The following is a 12,316-nucleotide window of genomic DNA, read 5'->3' as shown; positions in this document are numbered from 1 at the left end:
GCCGTATAGGCAGCTTAGAAAATCTGATAACTTATAGCTTTCACCAAGTAATTGTTCACTGCCGTATAGGCAGCTTAGAAAAAATGGACCAACTAAAAAGTCAGAAGTACTACGTTCACTGCCGTATAGGCAGCTTAGAAACGAACGAGTCAAAGCATCACTACGGAGCCGAGGTTCACTGCCGTATAGGCAGCTTAGAAAAATGCAGCGAATGAAGCCTTTAAACTAGCAAAGTTCACTGCCGTATAGGCAGCTTAGAAATTGCCAAATTCTTTCATCTGCCAAAGCAATAAGTTCACTGCCGTATAGGCAGCTTAGAAATGATTTTCTTGCTCAAAATCATCAGATTCAAAGTTCACTGCCATACAGGCAGCTTAGAAAATGCTGAATAATACGTTTCTACTGGTGTATAGGTTCACTGCCATACAGGCAGCTTAGAAATGATACTATTCCACCTGATAACACACCAACAAGTTCACTGCCATATAGGCAGCTTAGAAAGCCTTTTTTGCTAATGCTGATTGAGACATGCCGTCCACTGCCGTATAGGCAGCTTAGAAGTATTATTTTCAGTTATACTTATGCAAGCGAGATATTCTGTAAATAATTCTTGTAATAAAAGCCAATTATTTCAGTGAGATAATTGGCTTAAGTGAGAGTTGCGATTATCCGCTAATTCGTCGGTCATCCCAATAACACGGCACTACAATCAAATGGTTCTCATGTAACCGAGACCATAATCTTACACCTAAATCCCGCTGCATATTTTGGACTGTGAAATTGGAAATCAGCAGGGTAGATTTCATATTGTCATAACGGCTATATAGAACCTTATGTACCATCTCTAGGCGTTTTTCATGCCGGTCATGCAGGCCATATTCATCAATCACTAATAAATCAAAACTGGAGAAATGGTCGATGACTTCTTTCTCAGAGCGTGAAGTATCTGACCAGGTATCCATCATTTTTTGAGCAATTTCTGCACTGGTATAGTAGCGTGCAGACTTTGTACTGTTATGCAGAATGTTGCGAATAATTGATGCGCTCAGATGGGTTTTACCTGTACCCGGTGTACCAATCATCAACATGTTCGGATTGTGACCAGAAATAATCTGCTGCGCAAAAGCCTGACATAGTTTGATGGCATTGTCTTGAGCAGGACATGCAACTACAAAATTCTTGAAGCCACGGTCCAGATAGCGTTTATTGAGCCCTGAGTTTTTGATTTTCTGTTCTAGCAATCGCTGTTGCAGTTCATCCTCATAGGCTACATTTGAGTGATGGACGGTTTCTTTGGCACACAATTTACAGAGCCTGTGACCTGCAATTTCTATCAGGGGTATATGATGGGTAGCGCAAAGTGTTTCCGTTGTTTCTGCGCGAAACTGGAGTGTTTTAAGCATGGTATTCATGACTGATCTCCTAAATCCACTTTGAATTTTCTAAAAAACTCTCATTTTTTTCTTCAAAATTTGAAGATGAAGATGAAGATGAAGATGAAGATGAAGATGAAGGGCATGATTCAAGCATGGCTTGAGTAATACTCGAGCTCTTCTCAGGAGTTGCTTGAGCATTTACTTTTCGTTGCTTGGTTGATGCTTGAGCATTACTAGCGGATTTCCCCCAACGTGCTTGAGCTGCATTTTTAGCTTTATCAGATTTCATTTGCTGATTTTGAAATGCCTGGCTTTTTAAACTGCTTAAGAAATTTGAATGAATCTGCTCAGACTCGACTTCAAACAATTCTAGGGCCATCAGCGTATTTAACAAAGTTTTAGCCTTGGTGTGCTGCGGTAATTTCGTGATGCTACATACAGTCGCTAGGTCGTGAGGAATGGCACCATTTTTCCAGAAATCCATCATTAACAGCAGTGCCGCACCAATTTGTTCTGCTGTCATTCGTGCAAATTTCGCCTGTAGGTCGCCAATATAGAGTGGCATCCAAATTGAAATATCTTTATTCATATGTTGACCTTTTTATAGGTATAAAGGGGCTAAGGTCATCGATTTGATGACCTTTTATGTTTGCTTTATGAGTGAGCGAGACTCATCAAGCGGAGACGGGTCTGTTGAGCCAAGTCATCGTAATGAGCTTGTCCTTCATCCAGCATTCGCTGTAACCAGAGTCTCAATGCTTGGTGGTCATCGAAGCATTTATTGATTTCCAGCAAAAAGGCCAGATTGTGCAGTTTGGGAATGTGAAACTCATGAATGAGTTCACGAGCGACCAAATCTGCTTCAGGACTGACGACTACACCGCCAAAGAAAGCTTTACTATTCATGTGTAAGCTCCTCTGTATTTAGTTTTTCCAGCATGGCTTCAAATGCACTGCCATCGCGGCGCGTAACATTGGGGATGTAACGGCTATAGACCCGGAATAGCATTTCAGTCGTTGAATGCCCCAATTGACGTGCGATCCATTCCGGATTTTCTCCTGCTGACAGCCATAGAGTTGCTGCTGTATGACGTGTTTGGTAGGCTCTTCTAGACTTCAATCCTAGAAAGCGCAAGATCGGATGCCAGACACGTTTATTCACCAGACGGTAATCGAGAGGTCCACCATCACGGTTGCAGAAGACGAAGTCCGATTTTCCGTTGTTGAGGCTTTTCTGTTGCAGAAAGGCCTGATAAACCCGATCACTCATTTGGATGGTACGGTCAGAACCATAAGTTTTGGTTCCACCAAGAACACCATTCACTAATGCTTCACGAATGTGGATTTCCCGACGTTGTAAGTCGATATTTTTCCATTGCAGACCATCGATTTCACTGGTGCGCATACCCGTAAAAAAGCGAATGGTGTAATAGGGGCGGAAGTCTTCACGCACTGTGGTAAGAATTTTATGCACCTCTTCCAGAGAAAAAGGTGTGACTTCAATCTTGCTTTCCTTCAGATTGTTAATATTTTTATAAGGCGACTCAAACTCGTATCGTTCAGCCGCATCATTGAGTATCATACGTAAAGGCGTCATGATTTGATTGATCCTCGATGCTTTCAGACTTGTTTGATCTTTTCCGTGTGTCACTTTGGCGAGAGAGGCACGGAAGTTCAGCAAGTCTGACTTCTTGATTTTCGAGAGAACCTGATTACCAAAAGCAGGAATCAAATAGTTTTTGATCACAATTGAAACCTTTTGCTGATATGAGGTTCTCCATTCAACTTGTTTCTGCTTTAACCACAATTCAGTAAACTCTTTAAAAAGAGGAACTTTGGTCTGTACAGCAATTTGCTGACTTCTTTTTTCCTTAAACTCCTCAACACGGTTACTTTTTGGAAAGTACTTTTCGTATTCAAAGGTTCCCAAAGTAATTTCAGCTTCAAGCTGTTCGAGACGTTTTTTCAAAATGCGTCGGTTATAAGCATTGTCTTCAAGATTGGTTGTTTCTCTGCAACGAATGCCCATGTAGCGAAAGTCGGCAATCAGTTTGCCACTTCGTTCCCGGATGGTAGCCATCAGTTAAACCTCCTAAGCCTTATTGCAGGGCATCCATGCTTAAACCAGTGAATTTAAGCATTTCAGTTTCAATGCGTTCCCAAACAAAAAGAATTTTGCGGCCACCAAAAGGACGGATGTAGTGAACACCTTCGATAAAGACACTGTCCTTTAGCTGGTTGCGAATAGTACGAGCGTCGTACTGGATTTTTTCAGCCAGTTGCTGGGCTGTGAGATAGGTATATGACATAATAGAGCCTCATATTTTTTACTAGGTAACTAGGAAAAATTATTCCTAAGACATAAATTATCATATTTTTATGTTGTTGCAAGTACTTTTTATGATTTAAGTAGGAAATTTTATGATTATTTCAAACTTGGCAGTTTTATTAGCAGAAAGGAAACTTAAGGTTGCTGATTTGGTAAGAAGTACTGGAATTAATAAATCTACTTTGCACAAACTTTATAATGATGAATCTGTACGGATTGATTTTGAAACCATTGATAAAATTTGTATTGCATTAGATGTGGGAGTGGGTGATTTATTGATTTTTAAGAAAATTGATAATAATCAAAATGATAATGATTAGTTTGGTCACAAATGGTCACATCAAAAAGTAAAATGGTCACAAATTATTGAACGATTGGTAAAAAACACTGTGCTTTGAAAAGAGTTAGGTGTTTTTTACAGCCAAAAAAGCTCTGAGAGGGCTAAAAAGTAGAGATGGAATGAGAGCATTTGAGATCAATTAAGACCATTTTTATTGTCGTGGGCACGCCATGGTCACATCTTGGTCACAAAATACAAATTACATTAAGAATATTTTTTATTGAATTGAATCACAAAGGAAGGCGGAATTTTCAAAAATATAATAAAATCAACAAGAAAAAAGCCCTAATCTTTCGACTAGGGCCTTTTAAATTTGGAGCGGGAAACGAGACTCGAACTCGCGACCCCAACCTTGGCAAGGTTATGCTCTACCAACTGAGCTATTCCCGCATATTGAGCAGTTTTTACTAAAACTTACACTTAAAAAAACCAAACTGGAGCGGGAAACGAGACTCGAACTCGCGACCCCAACCTTGGCAAGGTTATGCTCTACCAACTGAGCTATTCCCGCGTGCCGCTTATAATACATTAAGCAAAACAAGGGTCAACAACTTTATGCAAATAAATTAATTAATTGCATAAAATTAAAGCATTTCTGCGATTAAAAAAGTTAAAAGGCAAAATTTTGTACAAAATTTTCTCTTCATCTAGGGTCATGTATACTAAGGCACTATCACAATCTGACTTTATAGAGTGGCTGATGAAATTAGAGCAACAGTTGATTGAGCGTTTGCAAACCTTAACACCGACCCATTTGGAGGTACTGAATGAGTCGGCTGGACATGGAGGCTATTTCCCAGGAAAAGAATCGCATTTTAAAGTGATTGTGGTGAGTGAGGAGTTTCAGGGTTTACGTTTAGTACAGCGTCATCAAAAAATCTATGCTGTGGCGGCTGAACTGATGAGTCCTGGTAAAATTCATGCTTTAGCAATTCATGCTTACGTTCCTAGTGAATGGCAAGGTCAAGCGCCAGCCAGTCCTGAATGTGCACACGCACCTAAAAGTTAAGGATGGATCATGGACGCACATTTACTCACCAAAATTATTCATATGTCCGCTGTGAGTTTGCTAATTATTGCTTTTGTTTTTCGTGCAGCAACTTTATTTGTTGGTGTTCAGGATCAGCAGCCAAATCCAAAGGGATTTAAAGCACTCGTTGGCTTACAACATTTATCACTGACGCTGATTATTGTGACAGGTGCTATTTTAGTGGTGATGAAAAACTTTGAGGTCGCGCCTTGGTTTTATGCCAAAGTGATTCTCTTTTTTGTACTTTGGTCATCTTTAATCAAAATTTATAAAAAAGATAACAGCGTGTTGTTACAGCAGCGCCGTGCAGGTTTGTTGGTTGGTACAGTGGCATTGGTTGGTATTATTGGCTTAGTCATCATTAAACCTGTTTTTGCGTAATTGTTTGACATTGTTTTAGTAATTGTTTTTGCACTAGGTTAAACTGCGTGCAGTTTACAAAAATCTTGTAGAGGGAAATCATGTTAACTCGTGTGGTATTTAACCAAAAAGGTGGTGTAGGGAAATCAAGTATTACAGTCAACTTAGCTGCAATTAGTGCTAAGCAAGGTTTAAGAACTTTGGTGATTGATCTTGATCCACAAGCAAATTCAAGCCAGTACCTTTTAGGTGAAGATGCAACATATTCTGCAGACAAAGCAGCATTAGAGCCAAACATTGAAAACTTCTTTGAAGATATTTTGGGAAGCACGCAGCAAAAGGGCCTGATTGGTAATGCAATTGGTTCAATTTTGAAAGCACCACGTGGTAAGGGTTTAGAAAGTTACGTTCATCGCTCATCTTTTGAAAACTTGGATGTGATTCCTGCAAGCCCAAGTCTTGGTGCTTTGGAGCATGCATTAGAAAGTAAGCACAAAATTTATAAGTTACGCGACTCGATTCAGTCCCTGAGTGCGCGTTATGACCGTATTTTTATTGATACTCCTCCAGCGTTTAACTTTTTTACGTTATCAGCATTAATTTCAGCAGACCGAGTATTGATTCCTTTCGATTGTGATGTCTTCTCGAAACGCGCGTTACAAACTTTGATTGAAAATGTACTCGAAACCCAAGATGATCATAATGATCGCTTGGAGATTGAAGGAATCGTCGTAAATCAATTCCAGTCTCAAGCAAAGTTACCGCGTGAAGTGGTTCAGCAATTAAAAGATGAAGGTTTGCCTGTTTTAGAAAGCATGTTACCGCCATCCGTGTTGATGAAAGAATCACATCAAAAGAATTTACCCTTGATTCACTTGGCATCAGAACATAAGTTGACCTTAGCTTACGTCACTTTATTTGGTGAGATTGAATCAAAAAAATAAGAGAATCTTATGAAACGCTTATATTGGATGCCTGTGGTAGCACTCAGTATGTTATTAGGTGCTTGCGCATCAACGGTTAAGCCGTCTTATGTTTCACCAACTCAGTACCAAGCTTTAAACTGCCAACAGTTGCAAGCTGAATATAACCGTATTCAACAATACATCGATAATGGTGTGCAGACACCTAAACGTACTGGGGTTGGTGTCGGTATTGGACTTGGTGGTGGTTGGGCAAGAGGCGGTGGTTGGGGAATTTCGCCAACAATCTCATTAAATATGGGCCAGTCGATGAACACCAAGAACACCGAGCTCGCTAACTTATTAGGTCAGCAGGATGCAATTGTGCAAGCTGCACAGTTCAAAGGTTGTGCAATTGTGGTCAAGCCACGTTCAAAATCATAAGTTGAAATTCATTTATCACTGTAATTTACTACAGTGATAAATAACTAAATTTTAGCAAAATATTTCAAGATAAAAATATATAAAACAATATCTTAATAATATTTATATTCATTTCTTTAATTTTTATAGCCTAATTTTCTCCTCTAAATTTGTTTTTTTGCTTCAAATTCGTTTAAGGTGACGAGCATATTTTGTCATCTGGTCTGTCTATGATTGAAAGTTGGTTTTTTGTTTTGGCGATGTTGGCGGTGTTATTAATACCCGGTCCAACCAATGCATTGCTCGCCAGTGCAACTCATCAACAAGGCGCTTTTAAGACGATAATCTTCATTCCAATTGAATGGTTGGGATATGTATATGGCATAAGTTTGTGGGCATTATTTATTCATCTCTTTGAGCCGATTTGGCCAGTTTTAGATGTGATTTTACATACGGTGAGTTTAGCAGTGGTACTTTGGATGGCATTTCATCTTTGGAAAAGTGCGCATTTGCAAAAATATGATCAACGCCATCAGAAGATACGTAAGACAAAATTGTTTAGCGCTACTTTAAAAAATCCAAAAACAGTGCTTTTAGCGGCAGGTATTTTTCCTGTTGAAACATGGAATTCGATTGAAAATGCAGTGCTGGTTTTTGCAATTTTTAGTGTGATTTTAATCCCTGTAAGTATTTTTTGGATGTACTTCGGACGAGCACTTTTGGTTGGGAGTTTCAATGGAATTACAGCCGACCATTTATATAAAGGGTCGGCAATGTTATTACTGATCTGTATGTTGCCTATGATTTTTCGATTATTTTAATTTATTGAGCTTTACGCTCATTGAGTTTTTGCCGAACAAAACCAATAACGCCCGGCAAGATACTGATGATAATAATGCCAAAAATTAAATGGGTGAAGTTATCTTTAACGATTGGCATATTACCAAAGATATAACCTAACGTAATAAATGATGCGATCCAACAAAAAGCACCAATTACGTTATAGGTGAGGAAAAATTTATAATTCATACTGCCTGCACCTGCCACAAATGGTGCAAAGGTACGTGCAAACGGAACAAAGCGGGCAAAAATAATGGTTTTACCGCCATGACGTTGGAAGAACTGCTGTGTTTTGAGTAAATGTTGTTGATTGATGAATCGTAAATTCATTTCGAATACACGTGGGCCGATATAACGCCCAATATGGTAATTTACGGTATCACCTAATACTGCGGCAATAAATAATAAAATACCGAGTACCCACGGATCCATCGCACCAGTTGATGCTGCCAGTGCACCCGCAGCAAATAATAAGCTATCTCCGGGTAAAAAAGGCATCACTACGAGACCAGTTTCAACAAAGATAATTAAAAACAGAATGGCATAAATCCAGATGCCATAATTGGTAATAAATTCTAAAAGGTGTTCATCAACGTGCAGAATAAAATCAATAAGTTCCATGAAGCTGTTAACAGTATGAATTTGAGCTAAATCGTAGCAGTGCCTCTGGGGAAAGTCAGTATAAAAAGCAAAATAATTGGTAACTTTACAATGTGGTTGAAAAATAGTGCGGATGCGGCTAAAAAGACTTTTTTGTTGCAAATATGGAATGATGTATTCAAAAATATGCTGTTTATTGCAAAATAAAATATTTCTACACTGGTGTCATGTTAAAAATTAAACAGTATGGAACTGATCATGTTTAATCCGAATGTTGTTATTTGGTTTTCAGGCACGCTTTGCAGCCTTTGGACTGGCTATTTTCAGCATTATCACTGCATTTATCTTCCACAGTGCCGATGATCAGGCGCAACACATCAACTTTATGAAAAATCTGGCCATGTCAGGTGGCCTGTTTTATTTAATGCTGCATGGCGCAGGCCGTTTGAGCCTTGGCCACGCAATTGAAAAGGTTACCCATACCCATTAAATAACTTCAATTGATATAAAAAAGGAAGCCTTAGCTTCCTTGTTTGATTCTGATGGTATTGCTTTAGAGCATAAAGTGAATTTGCATTTCCCCAACAAGGAAACCTAGTACTGCGCCAACAATGATCAATGACCATTCATCTTCTTTAAATGCAGGGCGGAGCATACCTTCAAATTCTTCAGGGCTTAATTTTTGCATTCGTTCGACTAAAGTCGTGCGAACATCCATGGCATCTTCGGCATAAGACTCAACATAGCGCATCGTCTCTGGAAGTTGTTTTAAAATACGTTCGGCAACTTCTGCTTTCAGATTTTGATATTTTTCACCACCAATCGCATAAACAACCAATGGACGAACAATACCTGCCTGTAGGTCAATTTCTTGTTTGACATGGCGACTGACAAGTTCGATGACTTTATCTGAATTTGTTCCAGAGAAAAGCTCTTCCATCATATTACGGGATGTGAGTAATTGTTTAGAAATGAGCGCTGCATAGTCTGCCGCGACTTCATTTTGACGCTTGATGAACAAACCTTGCCATGTGTAGCCCAAAATCTTCTTTGGGTACAATGGTCTAAACATCATTTGTAAAGCCATCCAGTCACTGAAAAAGCCGACAAAACCACCGAACATTGGCAGCATCCAAGGATATTTTCCTTGAGTGACCACCCAACACAACATTTGTACAACACCGATCGCAAAACCAAAGACAAAGCCGACATTACTAAAGAATTTAAACTCTTGCTTACCGACTTTTTTGAAAATTTCGTTGAGAAGACGCTTATCTTTGAGGAGATTGCTAATCACCATGTGTTTGATGTCAAAGTATTTGATCACATCTTTTTGCACTTCGCCCATGATATGTTCAACAATCTCAGGGGCTTTGGCTTGAACTCGCTTAATTAATTTCTTTCGTGCGAACTCAGGCATACCTTCCCATAAACCCGGTTGATATTGTTGTGCAACTTCACGGGTAATGTCTTCGGCAGCAGCCATTAATGGTTTTTCAATTTCTTGAGCAATCCTTTTCGGATCCAGTCTGGCAAAAATTTCTTGGGGCTGAATTAACTTTGAGGTCATTAACTCAACGGCTATGGTCGCCATTTTTTCAGCTTTTCGCGGGACGATGCCTTGCCATCCGATTGGAAGACCAAATAACCTGAGTCCCTTAAATTCAAGTGGTGCAAACATCATTTGAATGGCAATAACTTTCGTTACATAGCCAATAAAGCCACTAATAAATGGGATCGAAATATATAACCAGAAATTCTGTTGAAAATCCGCAATCATTTCTTGAAACATTATTTTATTGGTCCTTCAAGTCCTAATTGTTGCTCGTGATAGGGCAAGCCATAGATGATAGTGAAATATTTTACAATATTGACTGAGCCAATATCTTTTAGGCTTTTAGTTACCTTTTTATTTTCCTCTTTCCAAGGATAGTGCAGTCGCACAAAAAGGAAACGCTGATGCCGACTGCATACCTTTCCGTGGTAATGCATATTTTCGACTCATCATCTTAGCACCAATTTTTGCTTTTTGTTGATCGGAATCAGCAAGAATTGTTGATTTAATTCTCTTTTCCAACACGTGCTTGGGGAATTTTAGTTTAAATATCAGTCGCAATTGATCATACATGCTAAAAAATAAGATAGATGATGAATTGCGGTGCGCCAAAGCGTGAAAAATGTTAGAATATGGCGCTTAATTCATTTGCCTTTAATGTTTAGCCATGACGACCAATACTCAAATTACTGAAGATCGTATCCTTATTTTGGATTTCGGCTCTCAATATAGCCAGCTGATTGCACGTCGCGTACGTGAAGCGGGTGTTTATTCTGAAATGTATGCTTTCGATATGTCTGAAGAAGACATTCGTGCGTTTAATCCGAACGGGATTATTTTGTCAGGTGGTCCTGAGAGCGTACATGAAGAAGGTAGTCCACGTGCGCCACAAGTTGTATTTGAACTTGGTGTACCAGTATTGGGTATTTGCTATGGCTTACAAACCATGTCTGAACAGCTTGGTGGTAAAGTAGAACCAGGTACAGTTCACGAATTTGGTTATGCTGCTGTTGATGTATTGGTACGTGATCAATTGTTGGGTGATCTCAATGATGGTGACGACAAGCTTAATGTTTGGATGAGTCATGGCGATAAAGTCAGTGTGATTCCTGAAGGTTTCTCTGTTACTGCAAGCACACCAAGCTGTCCATTTGCCGCGGTAAGTGATGAAGCACGTCGTTTCTATGGTGTTCAATTTCACCCTGAAGTGACCCATACGGCGAAAGGCGCAGAGTTATTATCGAACTTTGTGCATGGGATTTGTGGATGCCGTAATCTCTGGAATTCTGAAAACATCATCGACTTGCGTGTTGAACAATTACGTGAGCAAATTGGTGATCAAAAAGTTCTGTTAGGTCTTTCTGGTGGTGTTGATTCTTCTGTTGTTGCTGCACTTTTACACCGTGCGATTGGCGATCAGTTGACTTGCGTATTTGTAGACAATGGTTTACTTCGTTTAAACGAAGGTGAACAAGTGATGGACATGTTTGCGAAAAACATGGGTATCCGTGTGATTCGTGCTGATGCTGAACAGCGTTTCTTAACGGCGTTAGCGGGTGAAGTTGATCCTGAGAAAAAACGTAAAATTATTGGTCGTGAATTCATCGAAGTATTTGCTGAAGAAGCACGTAAACTTGATGGCGTAAATTTCCTTGCACAAGGTACGATTTACCCAGACGTGATCGAATCTGCTGCAACCAAAAATGGTAAAGCACATGTGATTAAATCACACCATAACGTAGGTGGTTTACCTGATGATTTAGCTTTTGAATTGGTTGAGCCGATTCGTGATTTGTTTAAAGATGAAGTACGCCGTCTAGGTACAACTTTAGGTTTACCACATGAAATGCTTTATCGTCACCCATTCCCAGGTCCAGGTTTAGGTGTGCGTATTTTGGGTGAAGTGAAGAAAGAATATGCAGACATTTTACGTCTTGCAGATGACATCTTTATGCAAGAGCTTCGTGCAAGCGGTTGGTATGATAAAACTGCGCAAGCATTTGCGGTATTCCAACCTGTAAAATCGGTGGGTGTCGTTGGTGATGGTCGCCGTTATGCATGGGTGATTGCGCTTCGTGCGGTTGAAACAGTTGACTTTATGACAGCTCGTTTTGCACATTTACCGTATGATTTGGTTGATAAAATCTCAACGCGTATCATGAACGAAATCAAAGATGTTTCTCGTGTTGTTTACGATGTGTCATCTAAGCCACCAGCAACGATTGAATGGGAGTAATTTTCTTCAAAGTTGTTAAAAAGGGACGCGAAAGCGTCCTTTTTTGTATAATTTAAAAATGAATAAGATATAAGAGCAGTTATGTATACCCATTATGATTTAATGAAACCATTAGTTTACGTATTGCAAAATAGGAAAGATCAAATTTCTAATCAGGAAGCATTAGAGCAAGTTGTTTCTCATCTAAGGCTTAATGATGAACAGAAAAATATAAGAATGGAAAATGGAAAGAATCTAATACAGTTGATGTGTGCTTAAAAAACAGGAGGGTTTAACTTGGTAAACTATACATACTCATTAGGAGTTTACCATGAGCAAGAAACAG

14 protein-coding genes, 2 tRNA genes, 1 pseudogene and 1 CRISPR repeat array are annotated in these 12,316 nt (G+C 39.3%); of the genes and pseudogenes, 8 read left to right on the top strand and 9 right to left on the bottom strand.

Features of this window, described 5'->3' with window-relative positions; all coding sequences use genetic code 11:
• Positions 1-53: 53 nt before the first annotated feature.
• A CRISPR array of direct repeats spans positions 54-561; the repeat unit is 28 nt; unit sequence GTTCACTGCCGTATAGGCAGCTTAGAAA.
• A gap of 104 nt (positions 562-665) precedes the next feature.
• From M5121_RS14560 to M5121_RS14540, 5 genes are all read right to left on the bottom strand, one after another.
• Positions 666-1,412: an ATP-binding protein gene (locus M5121_RS14560; protein ID WP_249571580.1), complete on the bottom strand. Its 747-nt coding sequence runs from the start codon at positions 1,410-1,412 to the stop codon at positions 666-668.
• Between the two features lie 10 nt (positions 1,413-1,422).
• Positions 1,423-1,965: a DUF1376 domain-containing protein gene (locus M5121_RS14555; RefSeq protein WP_249571579.1), complete on the bottom strand. Its 543-nt coding sequence runs from the start codon at positions 1,963-1,965 to the stop codon at positions 1,423-1,425.
• Between the two features lie 65 nt (positions 1,966-2,030).
• Entirely contained in the window at positions 2,031-2,282 is a 252-nt protein-coding gene (locus M5121_RS14550; RefSeq protein WP_249571578.1) for a hypothetical protein, read from the bottom strand.
• On the bottom strand, positions 2,275-3,456 hold the full coding sequence (locus M5121_RS14545) for a site-specific integrase (protein ID WP_045126953.1): 1,182 nt from the start codon (positions 3,454-3,456) through the stop codon (positions 2,275-2,277). Before M5121_RS14545 ends, M5121_RS14550 begins: the two co-directional genes overlap by 8 nt.
• 19 nt (positions 3,457-3,475) lie before the next feature.
• Complete coding sequence (locus M5121_RS14540; RefSeq protein WP_000122748.1) at positions 3,476-3,685, bottom strand: hypothetical protein; 210 nt, start codon at positions 3,683-3,685, stop codon at positions 3,476-3,478.
• A gap of 112 nt (positions 3,686-3,797) precedes the next feature.
• Between M5121_RS14540 and M5121_RS14535 the strand changes: the two genes are divergently transcribed.
• The gene (locus M5121_RS14535; protein WP_000587224.1) at positions 3,798-4,025 is read left to right on the top strand and encodes a helix-turn-helix domain-containing protein; all 228 of its coding nucleotides are present in this window, start codon (positions 3,798-3,800) and stop codon (positions 4,023-4,025) included.
• 334 nt (positions 4,026-4,359) lie between these two features.
• On the opposite strand, the gene M5121_RS14530 is transcribed toward M5121_RS14535, so the two are convergent.
• Positions 4,360-4,435: transfer RNA gene (locus M5121_RS14530), tRNA-Gly, on the bottom strand.
• A 45-nt stretch (positions 4,436-4,480) separates the two neighbouring features.
• Positions 4,481-4,556: transfer RNA gene (locus M5121_RS14525), tRNA-Gly, on the bottom strand.
• A gap of 189 nt (positions 4,557-4,745) precedes the next feature.
• Between M5121_RS14525 and M5121_RS14520 the strand changes: the two genes are divergently transcribed.
• From M5121_RS14520 to M5121_RS14500, 5 genes are all read left to right on the top strand, one after another.
• Positions 4,746-5,054 carry a BolA family protein gene (locus M5121_RS14520; protein ID WP_004665260.1) on the top strand — a complete coding sequence of 103 codons (309 nt, stop codon included), beginning with the start codon at positions 4,746-4,748 and terminating at the stop codon, positions 5,052-5,054.
• Positions 5,055-5,063: 9 nt separating this feature from the next.
• The gene (locus M5121_RS14515) at positions 5,064-5,456 is read left to right on the top strand and encodes a SirB2 family protein (protein ID WP_005155351.1); all 393 of its coding nucleotides are present in this window, start codon (positions 5,064-5,066) and stop codon (positions 5,454-5,456) included.
• 80 nt (positions 5,457-5,536) lie between these two features.
• The gene (locus tag M5121_RS14510) at positions 5,537-6,379 is read left to right on the top strand and encodes a ParA family protein (RefSeq protein ID WP_004665257.1); all 843 of its coding nucleotides are present in this window, start codon (positions 5,537-5,539) and stop codon (positions 6,377-6,379) included.
• A gap of 9 nt (positions 6,380-6,388) precedes the next feature.
• A complete protein-coding gene (locus M5121_RS14505; RefSeq protein ID WP_087536701.1) occupies positions 6,389-6,781 on the top strand; it encodes a hypothetical protein in 393 nt (130 codons plus the stop codon).
• A gap of 209 nt (positions 6,782-6,990) precedes the next feature.
• A complete protein-coding gene (locus M5121_RS14500) occupies positions 6,991-7,581 on the top strand; it encodes a LysE family transporter (protein WP_249571577.1) in 591 nt (196 codons plus the stop codon).
• A gap of 1 nt (position 7,582) precedes the next feature.
• Here M5121_RS14500 and M5121_RS14495 read toward each other — a convergent pair whose 3' ends face one another.
• Positions 7,583-8,221: a DedA family protein gene (locus M5121_RS14495; protein ID WP_249571576.1), complete on the bottom strand. Its 639-nt coding sequence runs from the start codon at positions 8,219-8,221 to the stop codon at positions 7,583-7,585.
• 253 nt (positions 8,222-8,474) lie between these two features.
• Here M5121_RS14495 and M5121_RS14490 point away from each other — a divergent pair.
• Positions 8,475-8,690 (top strand): annotated as a pseudogene (locus M5121_RS14490) (DoxX family protein); the annotation flags it as partial.
• Positions 8,691-8,753: 63 nt separating this feature from the next.
• Here M5121_RS14490 and M5121_RS14485 read toward each other — a convergent pair.
• Complete coding sequence (locus tag M5121_RS14485) at positions 8,754-9,980, bottom strand: DUF445 domain-containing protein (protein WP_249571581.1); 1,227 nt, start codon at positions 9,978-9,980, stop codon at positions 8,754-8,756.
• A 442-nt stretch (positions 9,981-10,422) separates the two neighbouring features.
• Between M5121_RS14485 and guaA the strand changes: the two genes are divergently transcribed.
• Positions 10,423-11,991, top strand: a complete 1,569-nt coding sequence (gene guaA, locus M5121_RS14480; RefSeq protein ID WP_005155336.1) for a glutamine-hydrolyzing GMP synthase — start codon at positions 10,423-10,425, stop codon at positions 11,989-11,991.
• Positions 11,992-12,316: the final 325 nt, after the last annotated feature.

This window comes from Acinetobacter sp. ANC5681, from assembly GCF_023488045.1.
Lineage (GTDB): Bacteria > Pseudomonadota > Gammaproteobacteria > Pseudomonadales > Moraxellaceae > Acinetobacter.
The sequence above is the reverse complement of the archived record's forward strand: the minus strand, read 5'-3'. Positions and strand labels throughout refer to the sequence as shown.